The organism is Virgibacillus sp. Bac330 (assembly GCF_003667845.1).
GTDB lineage: Bacteria > Bacillota > Bacilli > Bacillales > Amphibacillaceae > Virgibacillus > Virgibacillus chiguensis.
In genome coordinates this window covers 973,440-994,356 of sequence record NZ_CP033048.1, presented here as the reverse complement: position 1 = coordinate 994,356, position 20,917 = coordinate 973,440, and the positions used below count along the sequence as shown (strand labels likewise).

The 20,917-nt window shown below is 36.0% G+C and carries 23 protein-coding genes and 1 riboswitch; of the genes, 7 read left to right on the top strand and 16 right to left on the bottom strand.

Translation table 11 applies throughout. From position 1 onward, the window contains the following. Positions 1-57: 57 nt before the first annotated feature. The 3 genes from D9780_RS21535 to D9780_RS04450 form a co-directional block, all read right to left on the bottom strand. Positions 58-756, bottom strand: a complete 699-nt coding sequence (locus tag D9780_RS21535; RefSeq protein ID WP_121639423.1) for a 3D domain-containing protein — start codon at positions 754-756, stop codon at positions 58-60. Positions 757-866: 110 nt separating this feature from the next. Beyond that, a complete protein-coding gene (locus tag D9780_RS04455) occupies positions 867-1,178 on the bottom strand; it encodes a YuiB family protein (protein WP_073010990.1) in 312 nt (103 codons plus the stop codon). A gap of 424 nt (positions 1,179-1,602) precedes the next feature. Next, positions 1,603-2,835: an NAD(P)/FAD-dependent oxidoreductase gene (locus D9780_RS04450; RefSeq protein ID WP_371413731.1), complete on the bottom strand. Its 1,233-nt coding sequence runs from the start codon at positions 2,833-2,835 to the stop codon at positions 1,603-1,605. Positions 2,836-3,377: 542 nt separating this feature from the next. On the opposite strand from D9780_RS04450, the gene D9780_RS04445 reads away from it, so the two are divergent. Beyond that, positions 3,378-4,364, top strand: coding sequence for an NAD(P)/FAD-dependent oxidoreductase (locus D9780_RS04445; RefSeq protein WP_121639421.1), 987 nt, complete (start codon positions 3,378-3,380; stop codon positions 4,362-4,364). Between the two features lie 71 nt (positions 4,365-4,435). Here D9780_RS04445 and D9780_RS04440 read toward each other — a convergent pair whose 3' ends face one another. The 3 genes from D9780_RS04440 to D9780_RS04430 form a co-directional block, all read right to left on the bottom strand. After that, positions 4,436-4,792 (bottom strand): HesB/IscA family protein, encoded by a 357-nt coding sequence (locus tag D9780_RS04440; RefSeq protein WP_116277156.1) that lies wholly within the window; start codon positions 4,790-4,792, stop codon positions 4,436-4,438. A 207-nt stretch (positions 4,793-4,999) separates the two neighbouring features. Beyond that, on the bottom strand, positions 5,000-5,872 hold the full coding sequence (dapF, locus tag D9780_RS04435; RefSeq protein ID WP_162985786.1) for a diaminopimelate epimerase: 873 nt from the start codon (positions 5,870-5,872) through the stop codon (positions 5,000-5,002). A 6-nt stretch (positions 5,873-5,878) separates the two neighbouring features. Next, a complete protein-coding gene (locus tag D9780_RS04430; RefSeq protein ID WP_121639419.1) occupies positions 5,879-6,211 on the bottom strand; it encodes a YuzD family protein in 333 nt (110 codons plus the stop codon). Positions 6,212-6,361: 150 nt separating this feature from the next. On the opposite strand from D9780_RS04430, the gene D9780_RS04425 reads away from it, so the two are divergent. After that, positions 6,362-6,586: a NifU family protein gene (locus tag D9780_RS04425; RefSeq protein WP_073010972.1), complete on the top strand. Its 225-nt coding sequence runs from the start codon at positions 6,362-6,364 to the stop codon at positions 6,584-6,586. A 212-nt stretch (positions 6,587-6,798) separates the two neighbouring features. Here D9780_RS04425 and D9780_RS04420 read toward each other — a convergent pair whose 3' ends face one another. Together D9780_RS04420 and D9780_RS04415 are read right to left on the bottom strand one after the other, a co-directional pair. Beyond that, positions 6,799-7,767 (bottom strand): 2-hydroxyacid dehydrogenase, encoded by a 969-nt coding sequence (locus D9780_RS04420; protein ID WP_121639418.1) that lies wholly within the window; start codon positions 7,765-7,767, stop codon positions 6,799-6,801. 265 nt (positions 7,768-8,032) lie between these two features. After that, a complete protein-coding gene (locus tag D9780_RS04415) occupies positions 8,033-9,004 on the bottom strand; it encodes a protein kinase family protein (RefSeq protein WP_240458780.1) in 972 nt (323 codons plus the stop codon). 441 nt (positions 9,005-9,445) lie between these two features. Here D9780_RS04415 and D9780_RS04410 point away from each other — a divergent pair, with 441 nt between their 5' ends. After that, positions 9,446-9,958 carry a phosphatidylglycerophosphatase A family protein gene (locus D9780_RS04410; protein WP_116277159.1) on the top strand — a complete coding sequence of 171 codons (513 nt, stop codon included), beginning with the start codon at positions 9,446-9,448 and terminating at the stop codon, positions 9,956-9,958. Positions 9,959-10,132: 174 nt separating this feature from the next. On the opposite strand, the gene D9780_RS04405 is transcribed toward D9780_RS04410, so the two are convergent. Next, a complete protein-coding gene (locus tag D9780_RS04405) occupies positions 10,133-10,909 on the bottom strand; it encodes a TIGR01457 family HAD-type hydrolase (RefSeq protein WP_073010960.1) in 777 nt (258 codons plus the stop codon). 105 nt (positions 10,910-11,014) lie between these two features. Next, positions 11,015-11,467 (bottom strand): DUF86 domain-containing protein, encoded by a 453-nt coding sequence (locus D9780_RS04400; protein WP_073010958.1) that lies wholly within the window; start codon positions 11,465-11,467, stop codon positions 11,015-11,017. A gap of 107 nt (positions 11,468-11,574) precedes the next feature. Between D9780_RS04400 and D9780_RS04395 the strand changes: the two genes are divergently transcribed. Beyond that, complete coding sequence (locus tag D9780_RS04395; RefSeq protein WP_240458779.1) at positions 11,575-11,847, top strand: SAV0927 family protein; 273 nt, start codon at positions 11,575-11,577, stop codon at positions 11,845-11,847. A 122-nt stretch (positions 11,848-11,969) separates the two neighbouring features. Further along, complete coding sequence (locus tag D9780_RS04390; RefSeq protein WP_121639417.1) at positions 11,970-12,224, top strand: hypothetical protein; 255 nt, start codon at positions 11,970-11,972, stop codon at positions 12,222-12,224. Positions 12,225-12,235: 11 nt separating this feature from the next. Here D9780_RS04390 and D9780_RS04385 read toward each other — a convergent pair whose 3' ends face one another. After that, the gene (locus tag D9780_RS04385; protein WP_073010949.1) at positions 12,236-12,511 is read right to left on the bottom strand and encodes a YutD family protein; all 276 of its coding nucleotides are present in this window, start codon (positions 12,509-12,511) and stop codon (positions 12,236-12,238) included. A gap of 134 nt (positions 12,512-12,645) precedes the next feature. On the opposite strand from D9780_RS04385, the gene D9780_RS04380 reads away from it, so the two are divergent. Both D9780_RS04380 and D9780_RS04375 read left to right on the top strand, forming a co-directional pair. Then, entirely contained in the window at positions 12,646-13,179 is a 534-nt protein-coding gene (locus tag D9780_RS04380) for a YhcN/YlaJ family sporulation lipoprotein (RefSeq protein ID WP_121639416.1), read from the top strand. A 352-nt stretch (positions 13,180-13,531) separates the two neighbouring features. Beyond that, positions 13,532-14,437, top strand: coding sequence for a M23 family metallopeptidase (locus D9780_RS04375; RefSeq protein WP_116277282.1), 906 nt, complete (start codon positions 13,532-13,534; stop codon positions 14,435-14,437). A gap of 186 nt (positions 14,438-14,623) precedes the next feature. On the opposite strand, the gene D9780_RS04370 is transcribed toward D9780_RS04375, so the two are convergent. From D9780_RS04370 to D9780_RS04350, 5 genes are all read right to left on the bottom strand, one after another. Continuing rightward, positions 14,624-14,728 carry a methionine/alanine import family NSS transporter small subunit gene (locus tag D9780_RS04370; protein ID WP_073010943.1) on the bottom strand — a complete coding sequence of 35 codons (105 nt, stop codon included), beginning with the start codon at positions 14,726-14,728 and terminating at the stop codon, positions 14,624-14,626. 1 nt (position 14,729) lies between these two features. After that, on the bottom strand, positions 14,730-16,259 hold the full coding sequence (locus D9780_RS04365) for a sodium-dependent transporter (protein WP_121639415.1): 1,530 nt from the start codon (positions 16,257-16,259) through the stop codon (positions 14,730-14,732). 312 nt (positions 16,260-16,571) lie between these two features. After that, positions 16,572-18,128 (bottom strand): Na+/H+ antiporter NhaC family protein, encoded by a 1,557-nt coding sequence (locus D9780_RS04360; RefSeq protein ID WP_121639414.1) that lies wholly within the window; start codon positions 18,126-18,128, stop codon positions 16,572-16,574. Positions 18,129-18,288: 160 nt separating this feature from the next. Then, a riboswitch (Lysine riboswitch) is annotated at positions 18,289-18,469 on the bottom strand. 46 nt (positions 18,470-18,515) lie between these two features. Beyond that, entirely contained in the window at positions 18,516-19,289 is a 774-nt protein-coding gene (gene yunB, locus D9780_RS04355) for a sporulation protein YunB (RefSeq protein ID WP_073010935.1), read from the bottom strand. A 221-nt stretch (positions 19,290-19,510) separates the two neighbouring features. Beyond that, a complete protein-coding gene (locus tag D9780_RS04350) occupies positions 19,511-20,908 on the bottom strand; it encodes a bifunctional metallophosphatase/5'-nucleotidase (protein ID WP_121639413.1) in 1,398 nt (465 codons plus the stop codon). Positions 20,909-20,917: the final 9 nt, after the last annotated feature.

Genomic DNA, 20,917 nt, shown 5'->3' with positions numbered 1-20,917 from the left:
ATACATGTTAAAATGACAGGTACCTACATCGTACCTGTCATTTTAACTTCCACTGCATTAACCTGTTATGTCCTGCCTGAACACTTGTAATGCCTCATTCTCATTTAATTGTTGTAATTGTTTTTCTGTTAATTCTCCATTTCCCTTTTCAATCATATACACATCGACTTGCTGTTTACCCCATTTATCGTAAACATCTTCTACTGTCTCATAATACAAGTCAATTTTATTTCCTGTAATAGCACTACCTTTATCAGCAACGACACCAAATCCATAATTTGGTATAAACAAAATGGTTCCTATTGGATAAACAGATAGATCTGCAGCAATAGTAGAATACAAGTCTCTTTTCACTTGGACTCCCGAATAGGTAATTCCATATTGTGGGTGATCTGGAGTTTTACCGGTAGATTCTACACCTGCCGTGTACCCAGTAGCAATCACTTTTTTGCTTGGATATTGTTCATAATTCACAGCTTCTTCCAACGTTTTCACACGTCCCATTTGATTGCTTGATATTTGACGGTCTACTTCTTTCACATGATTAAGCTCTTTTTGTTTCAAATTTGTTTGTCTCGTATAAACATCTTTGCCATTCATTGTATCACTATTGTCCGCTAATCTGTCTATAGAAGAAGGCGTATATGGCCAGAGTTTAGCAGAAACTCCTTCCTTTAAACCCACTATCCCTAGGAGCATGATAGTCACAAACATAAAACTTAAAACCGTTTTTTCAATGATTTTTTTGATTTTCATGAATAACACCTCTTTGGATGTCATCATGTCCAATCAAAAAAATTTTATACATTATTCTATTAAATTACTAGTTTGTTTTCTATGTTGACTACGGATGATTCTAGCTAACCTTAAAACATTTGGTATCCACTCTTCCTAAGTAAACGTATCACAAGACCGGATACAATTGTCCCTACAAAACCAGCAGCCAAAATAGAGATATCAACTGCAGTAAGTTCTGTAAGTCGAGTAGTTAACTTGGTAAACGTCTCACTCGTATTTGTGAAATAATTCCATGTCGCAGTATTATCCACAATAATAATAACGACAAATGGATAAATAAAAGCCATTAACCAAGTCGTTCGAAGAAGCATATTTAAAATAAAAGCGATACCAAAGAATATAACGAAATATAATAAGATAGACACTACTAATTGAATCAAACTTTGTTGCTCCCTTCCAATCCCCTTTTTAATCTTTACTTAATCATATCTTCCCCATCATTTTAAAGGATATAGAAAAAAAAGCAAAGCTAACATTCTTAAATGAAGGCAAAAGAATCTATACCGTTTATCACTTTCATTTTTTTCTAGCACAAAAAAGTAATTAAAATAAGGCAATACTATTTTGAATATTAGGAAAACGATATCGATACTATTATACTATAAACCTGAAAATGTCATACTTCCTTTTTATGCAAGGGACGACCTAAAGGCGGTCTTACAATAGGTGTTGTTGTTACCCCCCACTTCGCCTAGTAAAGCAATAAACCTTCTAATTTGAAGCGGGAGCCTAACACCTTCTTATACTAAACCTTTAAGCTTTCCTATAGTATAAAAGATATAATAAATATAGTGTCAACATTTATTATTTAGCACGCGGAAATATAGTGAATTTCCCTTTTTTCACCAATAAACGGAGCCCACCAAGCTTAAACAAATAACGGTTATCAATTATTTTTTTCAATATGGTCGCTTTCCAACCTAAAATCTTCTTGTTCTTAAATATAATTCCAATTGCATCTCGACTTCCTAAAGAAGCAACGGTACCGAGAATATTCGGTTTAAAGCCTTCCATTTCTTCATTTCGTATATATGCTCTTATATTATAAGCTACAGCTTCTGATTCTTGAATAGCGATTTGAGCAGTAGGTGGATATGGCTTGCCTTTTTCAAAATCCATAATTAATGCACAATCTCCGATGACAAATACATTATCATATTCTGGTGATCGCATATCATTATTCACTTCTATTTTACCTTTATTTGTTGTGAAATCTGATTCTTTTATAATTGAATTCGCCTTTACTCCAGCAGCCCATACTATCGTATGCGTAGATATCTTTGTTTGCATACCATATTTCTCAAATAACACACTCGTTGGGGTACATTCTTTAAAGGTTGCCCCAGTAATAAATTCAACACCACGTGCTTCCAGAGAGTTCATAGCATATTCTACTAACTGTTCATCAAATTCAGGCAAAATGGTCGGAGTAGCTTCAATATTAATGATCCGCACCAATTGCTTGTCAACGTTATATTTTTTACAAAGTTCGGATACACGATCTGCAAGCTCACCTAAAAACTCTACGCCTGTAAAACCGCCGCCACCAATAACAAAGGTTAATCGTGAAAAATTTTTCTTTTCTTCCTTTACAAACAAGGAAAAATTATCTTCAATGTGCTGCCGAAGTTCACGAGCTTTCTCTATATTATTTATCGTATAAGCATATGTTTCTAAGCCAGGTACATCAAAAGTTTCTACTTCAAATCCAAGAGCAATAACTAGTACATCGTAATGAAGTATTCTGTTTTCTAGAATCACTTTTTTATCTTTTGGTTGAATCGATAAAACCTTATCTTGAATAAACATTACCTTTTGAGGATTAATAACATCTTTAATAGGTATTTTCGTTCGATCATCACTCACTGTTCCTACAGCATTCTGGTGAAGCCATGTTGTTTGATAATGGTATTCATTTATGTTTACTAAAGTTATTTCTGCCTCTTCAGTGCGTAAAGATTTTTGTATTTTGGTCACAGTCATCATTCCACCATAACCAGCACCTAGAATAACTATGCTTTTTTTTTCCATATTCATCACTTCCATTTACTCCCTAGCTGAAAATTGTGACCTGTTTCACTTGAGAACGAATAACTTAACTAATTATTCCACAATACTATCGGTAATGTATCCATATAGTACACAGCCCTAAGCAATCATAAAGCTTTATTCTTAGTCTATCATATTCTTTGCTGTTGTAGATAAATTGCTTAGTAAAACTTAGCTTATCAGTAAATCTTTATAGCTAAACTCATTTTACTTATTTTATAAACGAAAACTTACTCTCATTTAGAATAGATTTCTGAAGCTCGATGAGCCTTTATGAGCTGTGATGGTATACTAGTGTAAACAAATTTTCATTTCATTGTCACACAATCGTAAAATAGTCCCTTTGTTATAGTAGCCTGTTTATGTATCCTTTTCAACCTCACACTAAAAATACATAATAATTAGATTATTAAAAATAAAATAATGGGAATAATGGAGTTATTCGGTTTGAGTACATTTGTATTCTATTATAATAAAGATATGGTACTATAAAAGATGTCGTCAAGTTTATTTTGAACGGAGGGATTATAATGACAAATGAGGTATACGATGTAACCATCATTGGTGCAGGGCCTGTCGGATTATTTACCGCTTTTTACGGCGGAATGCGCCAAGCAACTGTAAAAATCATTGAAAGTTTACCACATACTGGAGGACAGTTAACTGCTCTTTATCCAGAAAAATATATATATGATATTGCTGGTTTCCCCAAAATAAGAGCTCAGGAGCTTATTGATAACTTAGAAGAACAAGCTAACTTATTTCATCCTGAAATTGTATTGGAGCAAGCAATTGAACAAGTGGAAAGACTTGATGATGGGACATTAAAATTAACTTCACATAAAAATGATATTCATTACACAAAGACAATGATTATCACTGCTGGTAATGGTGCATTTCAACCGCGTAAACTTAATATAGATCATTGTGAACAATATGAGGGAATTAACTTACATTATCATGTCAAGGATATGAACCAATATAAAGACCAGCATGTGCTATTACTTGGCGGGGGAGATTCTGCTGTTGACTGGGCGTTAATGCTCGAACCGATCGCTAAGAAAGTCACCCTCGCTCATCGCCGTGAAAAATTTCGCGCCCATGAACATAGTGTTGAAAAATTACACGCTTCTAACGTTGATATTCTGACCCCTTTTGTTCCAAGTAGCATTGTTGCAGACGATCGAATTAACCAAGTTATTTTGGAAGAGGTTAAAGGAGAACGCAAGGTGGAATTAGAAGTGGATGCAGTGTTATGTAATTATGGCTTTATTTCTTCTCTTGGCCCCATTAAAAACTGGGGGCTTGAGATAGAGAAAAATAGTATTGTAGTAAATTCGAAAATGGAGACGAATATCCCTGGCATTTATGCAGCGGGAGATATTTGCACTTACGATGGGAAAGTGAACTTAATTGCCACTGGATTTGGAGAAGGACCAACTGCTATTAATAATGCTAAACACTACATTGATCCTAAAGCTAGAATTCAGCCAAAACATTCAACAAGCATGTTTTAATGAGGGTAAAACAAATTCTCCCTAATTAGAGTTAAAAGCTGAAACCTTCTTTCACGGTTTCAGCTTTTATACTAACAATCACCAGGCGTACCAACCTTATCTTTTGTTCTAAATGAAGAACCGCAACCACAAGATACGATAGCATTTGGGTTATCTATACTGAATCCCCCACCCATCATATTCTGTTTAAAATCTATCGTTGTACCTTCTATGATCGGTATATCTTGACTATTGATTACCACGGAAATACCATTTATTTCTTCTGTTGTATCTAACTCATCATTAATATCATATTCAAAACCAAGGGCATAAGATAGACCGCTACAGCCACCGCCTTGCACACCAAAGCGAAGATAGACTCCTTCTGATTCTTCTTTCATCATCTCTACAATTTGCTGTTTAGCATTGTCTGTAATCGTCAATGTCATTGCACAGTTCACTCCTTTTTTCACTATAGGATAGTATAAAATTTTTTGGTTTATAGGATAAGAAAAACGAAGGCTTTCTAAGCATACTGCGTATTTTCATTATACATCTATATTATTAACCATTCAATATTACTGATCGCTCTGATGGAAAATCCACATTATAATGATGGGAACGCTTCTCCAACAAATAAGAGGCAGGCTTTAAAGCTATACTTTGAATAAATGTGCCGCTTCATAAAAGCCTGTAGCAATTAACTCTGCGCCTCCTGTCATCCAAACATCACCATCATTATCCCACGTAATATCCAAATCTCCTCCTGGCAAATGCACTTTCACAGATTCATTTCGTTCTAAACGATCATTTAATATCCCTGCCACAACAGCAGCACAAGCTCCTGTGCCACAAGCTTGTGTTATACCAGAGCCTCTTTCCCAGACACTGAAATTTATTTCGTTTGGAGAAAGGATTTCAATAAATTCTACATTGACTCCTTGCGGAAAGCGTGGATCCTTTTCTACTAACGGGCCAAGTTGAGACACTTGCTTCTTAGAGACTTGCTCTACTATAAATACCGCATGTGGGTTCCCCATAGAAAGTGCGGTTAACTCTAACACTTCTCCTTGAATTTCAAACCGCTCCGCAATGACTTTTGTTTTTGGTTCCCCTTGCATCGGAATAAGTTCACGCTTAAGATATGGCTTCCCCATATTTATCGTAACGTGGTCGACTTTTCCATTTATCACTTGCACTTCAGCTACAACCTTATTTGCTTTCGTTTCAATTTGAAATTGCTTTTCTGCTACTATTCCTTGTTCATACGCATACTTCGCTGTACATCTCAAACCATTTCCACAGCTTTGCCCTTCAGAACCATCCTTATTAAATATACGCATACCAACATCAGCTACTTCACTTGGATGAATAATAATTAGCCCATCCGAACCAATTCCTGTATGCACATCGGAGATAGTTTTTGCTAATTCTGATAATTTCTCTTCCGCTATAGTATGTTGAAAAAAATCAAGGTATATATAATTATTTCCTAAGCCATGCATTTTAATAAATGGTATCTGCATCATCTGTCCTCATTTCTTTGCTGGTTGTAAAGGCAATTCATATTGGTCCAACGCTCGGTAAATTGTTTTTAACCTTGGAATTCCTTCAGCTACCAATTCATCATTAATAAAAACGACAGGATAAAATAAATCTTTCTCTATAATACGTTCCGCAAATTGTTGATGTTTCTCTACAGGCGGCGGGTTTTTGATATCTACATACTCATATATGATAACCTCTGTATCATATTTACGCCCTAACGCTGCTTGTAGCCATTCATACGTATCTTTCGAGCTGGGAGCACCAACACAACTAGCACAAACCTGCTCTGCTCCGTAAACCGTAATATGGATTTTACTCATCCCTTCCCTCCGTTCTATACATTGATATCTTTTATTTTACAAAAAGTCGAATCAAAGTTAAAATAATATTGATTATCGCTTCGTTAAATGTTCATAGATTTTTTACCATAATCGTTTTATAATAAATAGTAAGAAAGGAGAAGATGGATAATGCATGAACAAGTACAGGAAGTATTAAATAAATTACGTCCATTCTTGCTGCGTGATGGTGGCGATGTGGAACTAATTGATGTTGATGAAAATGGCATTGTGCTTCTTCGTCTCATGGGTGCTTGCGGAAATTGCCCTAGTTCAACCATTACTTTAAAAGCAGGAATTGAACGGGCACTTATGGCTGAAGTTCCCGGCGTCACTGAAATCGAACAAGTATTTTAAACACTTCAATAACGTACAAAAAGAAACTTTGGTTTCTTATTTCTTAAATTGTAACAAGTGGCAAAATGCTAATTGTAAACTTTTAGAAAAACGCGACTTTCGTCAAAACTTTATGGTCTTATACTATAACGTGCATCGCTTTATACTTTTGTATAGTAAACCTAGCGCTTGGATATGAAGGTCCAAGCGCTAAGTTTAATGTCCATCGTTTATTACTGAGATACAGGCGTTTTTGGTGCACTCCCACGCAGTACAGCAGCAACATTTTCTAAGCTAAGGTTCCACATGCTTGTTCTCGTTTCCATACTTGCTGAACCGATATGTGGCAATGCAACAACATTTGGTAATTGTAACAGAGGATGATCTTTTGAAATTGGTTCCTCTTTAAAAACGTCTAAGCCAGCCGCTTGAATCTCTCCATTTTGCAGGGCTTGCAATAGTGCTTCTTCATTCACTACTCCCCCTCTAGAAACATTAATAAACAGAGCATCTTTTTTCATTAATTGAAAAGCTTGACTGTCGAACATATTTTCAGTTTCACTTGACAATGGTACAACAGACACAACAAAATCGGCCGTTTTTAATAAATCAGAAAAGCTAGCATATGTGGTCCCTAACTCGCTTTCTGCTACTAAATTTCTAGAACGGTTGTGATACATAATTTTCATTCCAAAACCTTGCGCTCTTCTGGCTAACGCTCTGCCAATTCTCCCCATTCCGACAATACCAATTGTTTTTTGATGTACATCAGCACCAGCTAATAAATAAGGGGACCATTCTTTCCATTTACCTTGCCTAATATAGTCATTAGCCTCCATTAACCGTCTTGCGGTAGCTAAAAGTAAAGCAAACCCTAAATCGGCAGTTGTCTCCGTTAAAACATCTGGTGTATTGGTCACAACGATGTCTTTTGACTTAGCCGCTTCTAAATCAATGTTATCATACCCTACAGCCAAATTAGCAATAATTTTTAGTTGGTTCGCTTCTTCTAATATAGATTTATCAATAGCATCGCCCACCATACAAATAAGAGCATCAGCTTTCTTTATTTGTTTAGTTAATTCTTCTCTAGGCACGGAAGTTTCTTCTCTTTCCCAATAGTTAAAAGTAAAATCATCCTTATATGGCGCTAACAATGCAGCCGGAATTTTTCTGGTTACGTATACATATGGCTTTTTCACTCTTTCTCCTCCAATACATCTGGAACATCTTCTCTCTAGAACCTCTCGACTAAAAGCTACTGGATATTTGGTGGCATACACCAAATACACCAGTTTCTCTGATGTACAAGCTATTCCGGTAACCCTAACCAAGCCAATAGTATTCTCGGCTAGTAGATAAAATCAAACAATCAATGGGGATAGTTTCATCCCCACCCCTCGTTTTGTGAACACATAGAGGAAGTCTTAGAGTACCTATATACAGGATGCATTTATCATGAATCTGTCACAACCAGTGTAACATAGGTACCTGTAAAAAATCACAGTCAAGTTCTGCCCACTCAAAAAACCGACTAACATTTGCTTCATACCTATCTTGAAGCTGTACTAAATCTTTTAATTGTTCGTACCCTTTATCCTGAACTGTGGATAAATTTTGCTCTAAACAATCGTATAAATGAATTGGAAACAACAGCCTTGCATACACTAACCTCCAGAAAAAGATAGAAACAGGCCGGTTTTTTTGATAATCTTGCAAAAAGTGGATAACAGCTTCATCTGGATGAGGTTGAAGAAATAGTTGTCGTAAAAACTCAGCAATATCCCGTGCTGGATGGTCATATACTAACTCCATCGGCCACATTAGAGGTTGTTGCAATTGATTTATATACCGACGAAAGGATATCGTGCCTTGATCTGATTCATGATAGCGTAATTCTTGCTCACTTTCACCAATGTATTGAATTGCATTTTCACTAAGGCCAATAAGATATGGGAGGATATCCATAACTAAACGATAATAATTCGTTGCTCCTGCTTGAGCTGCTTTTTCAACATTGCTTTCTATCCAGCTTAATTTATCTATCCATAATTGCTTCCACTGTCCATAACTGGAAATTGCTTGTGGTTCATAATGATATAGGCTACCAATTTGATGAAATTGCGCTAATAAGGAACCGTTAGTAGCTTGGGTTTCAGTTCTTGAAGCAAGCCCTTTAACTACCATATAGCTTACATCTTCGTAAGACGTTAGCCAACCCCCTTGGTGATTAGGGATTGGAATAGCCATATGTGAATAGCCGTTTTCTGCTAAATAGTAAGCAACTACCGCTTGTTCCATATGTATAATTTCATTGTTATCGATAGAAGTGATAAAATATACATATTGACTCGCTTGATAACATTCCTTACCCGCAATCCATCGTTTCGTTTCTGGATGAATTTTATAGTTTTCATAAAGCCAATCACTAACCTGCACATGTATACCTCCTTCACTGGGCTTTCTATAAAGCAATTTGTTCATTCAGAAAGACACAGTTGATATGATTAATGTGTTATTTTTTCTATAGTAGAACAAAGGCTCGGGGCACCCGGTTAGCAACGCAGCGACTGGAACGAATCAACGAAAGTTTTAGGAATCCTGCTCCTGCAACAGGAGTATGCCGGCGCCCTCCGGCAAGCCCGTATTTAGTCGGCCTTCCTATTTAGAACGAACCGATGATGACTTATCGTAGGGCAATGGAGGGAAGTCGCCTAGTTGATGGGCGCTGAACCCGGACGGGGCCCATTCGGTTATTTGGTTACGCCATAGCATCAAATTTTATACTTTCTTATCTCTTAAGAAAGGCATATGCTTTTTATAACAGTTTATGATCTAGGTTAGCTAATTTTAACTAAAATTAGAAAGGATGATTTAAAAATGGATGCAAAAACAGATCGAAGTGAGTTAGAAGAGAAAGCCAGACAGTGGTTAACGGAACGAGGCGTATCTTTAGATGACATTGCAGAACTGGTATATTACTTGCAATCTAAATATCACGAGAATTTAACACTTGATGTATGCAGGCATAATGTTGACCGTGTACTTAAAAAACGAGAAGTGCAAAATGCCATTTTAACTGGAATTCAATTAGATGTTCTAGCAGAAAAAAAACAATTGGAGCAGCCTTTACAAAGAACAATTGATACAGATGAAAGTTTATATGGTGTTGACGAAGTAATTGCATTATCTATTGTCAATGTTTATGGTTCCATTGGCTTTACTAATTATGGATATATTGACAAACAAAAGCCAGGTATCTTAAAAAAATTAAATGATAAATCTACTGGAGAATGCCATACTTTTTTAGATGATATTGTTGGGGCTATTGCAGCAGCGGCCTCCAGCCGTTTGGCGCATGGAACGGGTGAAGATATACTGCTTGATGATTAAATCATAATCACATTGCAGTAATAAATATAGTAAGCGTAGTATTTTTACCAACGTAAACCAAGATTGATAGGTCTACATGGAAATTAGCGAGCCTACAAGCTAACAGCGTTTCGAAGGCTCGCCATATTTCTATCTAAGAATAGCTAGGATTTATTAAACGAGCTTTTTCTACGATTATAGCTTTTCCAACCATTCTTTGAGATTGTGTACATAATGAGTAGGTTTAACAGGTAGTTGTTCATACTCTAAAAATGGCGTCACCCCTGTAAAAACCATTAAGGTATCTATACCTGCTTGGATGCCCGCCTGAATGTCTGTTGCATAATTATCTCCAACCATTAATGCCTCATCTGCTTTTAAACCGAGCACGTGCAATGCTTCTTTCATAATAACTGCCTCAGGCTTGCCGATGAACACAGGATCAACACCAGTACAAATAGAAATAACAGCCGTTAAAGACCCATTTCCTGGTAATAAACCACGTTCGTTAGGAATAGCCTTGTCGCCATTTGTCGAAATGAATGTTGCACCGTTACGAACGGCTATGCTAGCTTTAGCCAGCTTTTCGTACGTAATATTACGGTCAATTCCTATAACAACGACGTCGCAATTTTCCGTTTCTGTAATGGTATGCCCTTCTTCCTGTAATGCTTTATGTATCCCTTCTTCACCAATAACGTAACAACGAGATTGTCCGTAATTTTCTGTAATATAAGAAGCAGTGGCTAAACTTGTAGTAACAATTTGCTTAGGTTCTGCTGGAATATCTAACTTTTTAAGTTTCATCGCTACATCTTGCTGTGTTTTGGAAGAATTATTCGTTACAAAAACATAAGGGAGTTGTTTTTCCTGTAATGCTTTTACAAAATCAGACGCAAACGGAATAGCTTCATCTCCTTGATACATTGTTCCGTCTAAATCGATTAAATAGCCTTGATATGCTTTAGTCATGGTGGTTAGTACTCTCCTCATTATTAAATAGACGCTTTCTTTATACTAATGTTTTTACTTTTCCATCGTGCTAATAAACAACACACTAGCTGTTTATTAATTCGTTTATTGTTTTGAAGTATCATTTGAAAACGCGTGAGTAACTTGCTGATGTTCTTCATTAATATATTTGCGAATATATGTTGCAAACTGTTTGTAATCTTTAAGATAGGTTTGCATTACTTGAACCATTTTTTTATGATCCACTTGCGCATAGTCGGAAATCAACATTCTCCTTAGCGTAATTAATTCTTTATATGCACGCTCCTGTTCAGTTGGCAGTACCTTTTCGTCCAATAAAATGTCAATAATATCGTGGTAACTACCTGGATCACGCATAATAAATCCGTCAATCATCATATTTCCTACATCAAGTACAGACTCAATGTAAACATGTACTGCTCGTTCCAAGCTTAACTTTTCTTCTAAAGAGTGTAGACGGTCCATTTCCAATATACCATTTAACTGATCCATATACTGTAAAATCGACTCCAGCTTCTCTCGATCAACAAAATACATTGGTCACCCCTCCATCAAGAATTACAATTTTATCATACCATATTCTGTAGGAATATGAAGTAAAACATGATATAGTTGGGAAAATATTATTTTTAAAATGGGGGGATATGATGGGCAAAAATTATGAAGTAATTAAGGATGAGACAGTAGGAAAAGATGTGCGGTATGTCAGCTTTATGGGGCAGTTACAACGTTATGATTTAGCTATTTTAGATGATCATGAAGACGTAAACAAAAAGCTGATTATAAACATGAGAAAAAACCGATGCTTATCGATTGATAAACAAGATTTGCACAATAAAGGTGTGATCGAACATACATTTAACGAAGCCAACATGGAGGCGGATGAGATTCGCCACTTTTTACAAGATATTCTGTGAAGCAAAAGTATAAATAACTACAACTACAATATATTTTTACCTTAAATTGTTAAGCGTAGAAGCTATACACATAGGGTAACACTAATAATAACTTGCGTTTACAATGAAGAAGGTGAAAAAACATGGTTAAGAAAAAAGACTATAGTGACTTTTCAAATGTAAAGCATTCCCATGATCGTTTAATACCCGAAGAATTTCCAGAAGGGGCTTTTGGCTCTCCTATCCATAGCGATACAGCTGTGGAAGGGAAATCAACTTCATGGGAAGAAGGACAGCATAGAGATAGCGCCTTTGTTTATCCAGATCGCAAACAGCATGAAAACGTCCCCAGAAAGGCGCCAGGCTCTCATATTATTCATGATGAAAAAGAGCAGTAGAGAGGCTTTTACTACTGCTCCATTTTTTTTAATACAAAATAAGCGCAACCAAAATTACAATACTCATATAGGTAATCATCCAATGTATCAATTTTAGTATCTACTGGAACTTTCACGTGCCTATTATCATAAAAACCTTTTAGCCGTAATTGATCATATCCCCAATCACCAACAATATAATCATATTTAGCTAAAATATCAGAATACCTCTCCTTTACAACACTTTCCTGAAACCCAGCTTTATGATCTTCAATCAACTCATATGTTTTTCCAAATAGTTCAACCATACTCGATTCCCCTTTAACATCGGTATCTTCTCAGTTTAACACCTTTTACCTAAACGCTCCAGAAAAAAACAGTTATGATTTCCGTTAGAATAAACAAACTAATAATGATCTTTTAAAAGAATGGAGGGTAAACAATGAAAAGGATAATTCCCATTGGTCTATCCGTTCTCTTTTTAGCCACTGGTTGTATGGATAATGATACTGCTACAAATGAAAGAGAACGTATACAAAACCAACTTGACCCAAATAAAGAAGCTCCTGCGGATAATGATTCAAATAACAGACTGGGCTATGTTCGTTATTCAAAAGAACAAATTGATAATGATAAAGAAAAGCAGCACTCCATACGTATAGACCGTACAAAGATGGCTGATATGATTACTCGTAGTATGTTAAGATCAGATGCTTTTAAGGAAGCTGCTACGTTAGTAACAGATGAAGAAGTACTCATTGCTTATGAAAAGGCAGATGATTTTGATAAAGAAAAAGCATCTCAAATGGCAGAGAAAACTGCTGCTTCCATATTGCCAAGATACTTTAATATCTATTCAACTGATAACACGAACTTAATTAATGACATTCAAAGTTTGCATAATTCAACGACTACTGAAGACGACTACGACAACACCATTAATAACATCATTAAAGAAATGAAAAATTCAAAATAAACTTTTGTAGAATGAGGCAAACGTCCAACCGTTTGTCCTTATTTTACACTATAGAAAGCCACATCATTGCTTGCTAGACGATGGCTAGCCTTTAAATAACCATCCATCAAACTTTCTCCGCTAAAACGCTTGGAAGGATAAAAATATTCTTTCAGCTAATTTTGTATATAAAAGAGGATTGTAGGAAAAGTTAAAGCCAATAACAAGTTTAAAATGCAAAAAGATAAGTCTTGAAACACTACTACAATCCATAAAATTTTTATACTTCCTATCGTGGATCAAAAGGGTGAAAAAATTGTCTATCAACCGTATTGTTATAACGTTTTTATTATGTACACTTTCCATTATACTTATGCCTACACTTACAAAAGCAGATAGTAATTCTATTTATAAAAAAAGAATGGCATTATTTAAAAAAACAGAAGCAGTAACACAAATTCCATGGTATTATTTTGCTGCCATTGATAACTATGAACGAAACGCAAAAAAAGATGCTGATGATGAACAAGCGGTTTCTATTGAATTTCCTACAGAAGCTTGGTTTGGCCTTGGTAATGCAGCAATGATTAATGATGAACGACTCATACATTTTTTTAATGGTTATGGAAAAGATGGCAACGGCGATCAAATAGCAGACCCAACCAATCCTGAAGATGTTCTTTATACAATGGGAAACTATATTTTGCAGTACGGACAAACAAAAGATGATATTAAGATTGCTCTTTGGAATTACTATAACCGAGATTTAACTGTCCAAACCATTATGAATACAGCTAAAGTCTTTAAAAAATTTCAAGACATTCAGTTAATTGAACGAGATTTTCCCGTGTCTACATCTTATAATTATAGCTATCGCAGTACATGGGGAGATAAAAGAGGCTTTGGTGGCTTAAGAATTCATGAAGGAACAGATATTTTTGCAGATTATGGTACTCCTGTGAAGTCAACCACTTATGGAGTCGTTGAAATGATGGGGTGGAACTTATACGGTGGTTGGCGCATTGGAATAAGAGATATATATAATATTTACCATTATTATGCTCACATGAGTGGTTATGAAGATGACATTAAAGTAGGGAAAGTTGTGAAGCCAGGTGATGTGCTTGGAGGAGTCGGTTCCACTGGTTATGGGCCACCTGGAACTTCAGGAAAATTCCCACCGCATTTACACTATGGTATGTATAAAGATAATGGATATAGTGAATGGTCTTTTGATCCATATCCGTACTTAAAAAAATGGGAACGCATGACAAAATAAAAAGATAAATGATATACGTTTAAAATGCCAGCAATACAAAGCTACATCGCTTTGTATTGCTGGCATTTTCCATATAACGTCTGTTTTTTTATATTTACATGATTAATCTTCTCGAATAGAGGGTTTGATAAGGCCCTTGTTTCAAAACAAGTTTTTATTAATTGCAAACTCTTATTTTATCCGCTTTTATTTTTGTTTTGATTTTCTTACAGCATAAGTAATACTTGCTGCAAGCCCTCCCCAAATAATTACCATTCCTAAGATCATGACAAAGATAGCACTAGTACTCATATTATTTAGCCTCCCTTTGATCCGAATAACCTTTAGCCTCTTTTGAACGCCATTTTGTAGCAGCCATAAAGACACCTATAATTAGTGCAACGGCAGCAACCGACCAACCTCCAAATAAAATAAATGTATCAGAATAACCCTCATAATTACCTGTTTGTGTATCAAATAACTTCAATATATTTAACCGTAATAGATCGAACATCATATATCCTAATACAATTGGTGTAATAACATTTAAACTAACTGGGAACCACCAACCTAACTTAATATCAGATAATTCATCGGCATGGTTTTTCAAATTTTTCACCTGGCGAAGTATCCAAGCAATTAATACAACTTCTACTAAACCAAGCATTGCTACACCGAATTGATTAATAAAATAGTCTGCCGTATCAAGGAAAAACAAGCCACCTTGTGTTGCATAAACTAGTGAAATAAGAGCAGCTATTCCCCCTCCAAACAGGACTGCTTTTCCACGGGATATATTAAACTTATCAGATATGCCAGCAATGTATGTTTCCGAAATGGACATTAACGATGTTAACCCAGCTAATACCAAAGATGCAAAAAACAAGAAACCGAACAACCCATTTAAGCCTGGGAACTCATTAATAATGGCTGGAAAAACAACAAACGCAAGACCGACACCACTAGAAACAACTTCATCTACAGCTACCCCCGATTGACTTGCCATAAATCCAAGTACCGAAAAGACGCCTATTCCTGCAAGTAATTCAAAACTAGAGTTTCCAAACCCAGTAATAAATGCATTGTTTGTTATATCTGATTTGTTAGGCAAATAACTTGAGTACGTAATCATAATTGCAAATGCGATTGATAAACTAAAGAATATTTGCCCGTAGGCAGCGACCCATACTTCACCTGAAAAAATACTAGTAAAATCTGGTTCGAAAAAGGCTTGCAAACCTTGGAGTGCTCCATCCAATGTCACCGCGCGAATAACAATAATTAAAAATATAATAGCTAATGTTGGAATAAAAATCCGATTCGCAATTTCAATTCCTTTTTTCACACCGCGGAACAAGATAAATAAAACAACAATCCAGACTAAAATTAATGGAATAAATACCCCTGGAACTAAATTCCCCATTTGACCCGGATCAACCGTTTTTAAATAATCATTAAATAAAAACCCTTCTGTATCCGTCCCCCAGGACAAATTAATAGAAAAATAGGCATATGATATTGCCCAGGCAATAATAACAGAATAATAAGTAGAAATTACAAACGCCACCAACACTGCCCACCAGCCAATAAATTCGGTTTTCTTATTCATTTTCCGAAACGTTAATGGAGCAGAACCGCGGTATTTATGCCCCATCGTAAATTCCATGATTAAGATAGGGATACCAGCAGTTAATAATGCAAATAAATATGGAATAAAGAAGGCTCCTCCACCATTGCCATAAGCTTCAGCAGGAAAACGCCAAATGTTTCCTAATCCCACAGCTGATCCAATTGCCGCCATAATAAACCCTGCTCTTGTTCCCCACTGCGAACGTGTTTCCATATCTTTTCTCCCTCCTTTCTTCTGTCTAAAAAATTAGAAAGAAGAAATATTTTAAAAGTTTGGTTTTTTCAGATATTTATGTTTGTATTATAACGGCACTTCATGCATATGTCAAAAAATATTTATGATCATTATATGGAGTACTTAAGAGATACACTAAAAATAACCAGTCGATATGTTGAGAAATAATACTAACCATAAATCTTTAAAATTTATGCTTTCCTATAATGCAAAAAACCTCCTTCGGCTTTATACTAAGAAGCTTTTGATTTCTTAGCAGCAAAACCTTAGAGGCTTTTCACTTTCATACACTTATTGTATGGTTTTTGTTTTTCTCACAAAATGAATAATGGTGGCAAAGGCAATAATAATGGATAGTGTCACTACTAGTGGCAGTAACACTTGATTTGTAAGTCCGACTAAAATGTAACCAATAGATGCAGCTAAAGCAGAAATGAAAGCGTAGGGGAGTTGCGTCATCACATGGTCAATATGATTCGCTCCTGCCCCCGTAGCTGACAGAATAGTTGTATCCGATATCGGTGTACAATGATCTCCAAAGACAGCACCAGCTAATACCGCGGCCATAGATGGTAATAGCATTTCCATATTTGTAATACTTGTTACTTCCGCAGCAATCGGTAACATGATTCCAAACGTTCCCCAAGATGTTCCTGTTGCAAGTGCCATAAAACCAGCAATTATGAAAAACAAAAATGGTAATAAAGCAGGGTTTATCGAGGCATCATTTACGATACCAGCTAAATATTCACCCGTTTCCAAAACACCAATAATAGAGCCAATCATCCAAGCCAAGAGTAGGATATAAATTGCCGGCATCATTGTTTTGGCACCTTCTAAAACAATCTTTAAACTTGAATTTCTCGGTTTTTGCTGGCTAAGATGAAACAAAAAGGATGTTAATACTGCGATTACGCCACCAGTAAACAAGGATAAGTTTACGTTAGTGTTTGCAAATATAGTCAGTAAATTAATGTTATCTTCTGTAGCCATTGCACCAGTAATAATCATGGAAGACACTGTTGCTATAATAAGTACACCGATAGGTAATAAAAGATGATAAATTCTCCCATTTTGATGCGCTGTAAACGTGTCACTTAAATCTCCCGGTACATTATCCTGTTTCGGATCAATTAATTCACCTGTTTCTATCGCACGTTTTTCATGCTTTCGCATTGGCCCAATATCTACTTTTAAATAAGCAACTAAAAAAACCGCTAAAACTGCTGCGATTGCATATAAATTATAGGGAATCATTTTAACAAAAGCTTCCAAAGGCTCCAATGATGTAATTCCATTGGCAGCAAATAAACCACCCATAATTCCAATGATATATGCTCCCCAGCTAGAAATAGGAGATATGACTGTGACAGGCGCAGATGTCGAGTCAATAATATAGGCCAATTTAGCTCGAGAAACTTTATGTCGATCTGTAAGCGGGCGGGCAATTTGACCAACGGCCAAACTGTTAAAATAATCATCTATAAATATAATTAACCCTAAGAATGCACTCATTCCCTGAGCTCCAGAGCGAGTTTTTACTTTTTTTATCATCCAATCACCAAAGGCTTTGCTTCCTCCAGACGCTTGTAAAAAAGCAGTCATAATGCCTAATAATATTAAAAATGATAGCAATAGGATATTCCCAGTATTTAACCCTCCATCAGAGACAAATATGGTATAAAACTGTGTCCAAATCTCGTGGAATGAATCTAAAACAGAAAAATTATGGATAAGTAGAGCGCCTACTACAATTCCAGTTCCTAAAGATAATAAAACATTTCTCGTCAAGAGAACTAGTACCAGCATCAAGACTGCTGGAATAAGTGAAAAAATTGTTCCTTCCATTTCGGTTACCTCCATAAAAATTGGTTGCAATCGAGCAAGGAAACATACTGTTCAAGGAGAGAGGGGATAAGTGAATTGAAGTTTTTAAGTTAAAACATAGAAAAAGACAATGATAGAAAATAACCTACCATTGTCTTTACAATATACGTTATCCTCCATTTCGATCAGTAGTTCTCCATGCATGTTGCTTACTGCATGACAGTATACCTCTTATTCAAAAGCATACCAGCAATACGAAGTGCGACCCTTACATACTGCTTCGGCAATATATCCTTTCATCTATCTTCATCGTTATCATCCTCCAATAGACTACTCTTATACACTGCACCTCTACCTCACCGATCTGATAAGGTTTCATATTCTATTTATAAAAGTAATTATAACATTTTAATTGTCTCGATTCAAGTCATCTTTGGGAACGGAAATGTTAGGTGCGTTTTCACCATCACCTCCGTAAAATTGTGGAACATCGCCCATAATTACGCGAGAATCTACATATACCTTCGTACGAATTTCTGCTGACTCCGTACTAAACGGTACAACAATTTGTGCATTTACTGTCACTGGTATATATATTTCTATTAATGCAGCATTGATCCCAAAGTCTTTCATAATATATTCCACATCTGATTGAATACTACCAACAATTTCAAAATGAACCGGTATTTTAGGCCCTAGATTTGCTAAGATCGTGCTACCAGTAGCTTGACCTATTGGAATCTCAACAACTGTAGGGTCTTTATCAGCTAACTCATTTGCTGTATCTCCATAATCTTGTGGAGGCATGTCAGGATCTTCTGTATCCAATGTTTGCCCTTTATTCATACCGTACAAAAAGTATTCTGCTCGTTTGGTAGCCGCTCGAAGCGCACGATTTACAGCAGCAGATTTCCATCCGACAATAGAGACATCGTTTTCTGAATTAACTTCCATTAAATCATCAAAGCTAATATTTTCCGTCGACTTGACTGCTTCATTGATCGTCCTCGTAGCAAATTCTCTCGTTTTTTGATTTGCAATCTCCATCAGAGGAGGAGTTATCCCCTTATCAACAATTAAAATACTAAGGGAGGTCAAAATAACAAAAGCAATTGTCGTCAACAATAATATTATTTTCAAAGGGGAGTCTGTTCGTAATTTCCTTCTTGGTCGCTTTTTCATCAAAAAACCTCCTCAAAGCAAGTCTATGTATGCTGAAGGAGGTTTAGAATGAATAATTCTATCATTCCATGTTTCATATAAAGTATATCTTGCATTCGAGAGCGTTTCTTTTCTTCCCCACGAATTATTAAAGAAGGAATAAAACTTAAATAGTGTTACCTCCTACTATACAGGCTTTCTTCAAGCAGGAGCTTCACAGACTGGCGGAATGCTAAAAAACATCACCCATACATACGTCTTAAAGTTTGCGCCAATATATCCCGCAAAAATGCTGGCAAATAGTATTTTTTCATTTTCGAACGTGCAATTTCCGGTATTAACCTTCCAAACGTAAACGTATCAGCGGTAGCCAATGTATACATTTGATTCGGCTGTAATGGAACGTCCCTTGTTTGACATACTTGTTTAACAAATACAGCTCCATCCTTTAATTTTTCTAATTGTGGTGTTAAACCTGAAAAAGCCATTCTTCCTATCATTTTCCCGCGAAAACCAAACCCTTTTAACTGAAATTCCATAAATTCTTCTGTTAAAGAAGAACGGATAGCTTCTACTATTTCACTTCCAGTTAATTCAACGACACATGTATTTATCGGATGTGGACAAATACGGTGAACGTCGCCGTATGTGACAACTCCTTTAGGCAAGCTTTCTAGTAATACACCCGCATTCAGCATAGCAAAATCAGCATTTGTCTGCTCCTTTAGTGCTTCTGTTAAAGCTTGTAAAACGGGAGTCACTTTGCGCCAGTTTACTTCTAAACGGCTGGATAGTTCAATAACTGGTTTAGCTAAAATATTTTCTGCTTTTTCTTCATAAGCTGCTAACAATTTTTCAGTGTCTATATCTTTAGGGAAATGGCTAATACTAGACGTATATGCCTGCTTACTTTTTAATTTTCCTCGCTTATGATCCCATGTTAAAATTACTTCTCCAACATAATAACAGTTTTTTCCGGCAGCAGTGATAAGGCTATTATTAACGTACTCCCCACTTTTCAACAAATGATGCGTATGTCCACCTATAATTACATCAATATTTGGAAACCGACGTGCTATTTCACAATCCTCACTATATCCTAAGTGAGATAAAACGATAATGATGTCCGCTTCACGGTTCACAGTATCTAATAAGTGCTCCAACTGTTCTAAAGGCGGGGAAACATGCCACCCCAACAACTCATAATACGCATTAAAAGGGGCAGTAAGTCCTAACACAGCAATTTTGACTCCTTGTTTTGAAGTTACTATTGTATAAGACTGTAGCCAGCTTGGTGATTTTCCAATCGTATCATGCAAATTACCACAAACCACTGTGAATTTCGCCTCATCATATAATGCATGGAGCTCATCATGAGAAATAGTAATCCCCTCATTGTTACCAAGTGTAACGATATCGTAACCAGCTTCATTTAATAAAGCAGTATTTGCTTGCCCCTTAAATGCTTCTGCTATTGGATGTACTCTGTCCATATGATCACCAATATCTACCGTCCAGCACGATTCCCCTGTAACTTCACAACGCCGTTTCGACTGCTTTAAAAAATACGATACTTGGGACCAATGATCAAACTTACTATGTAAATCGTTCGTATAATAAAAATAGATTTGTTCTTCCATTTTACAAAT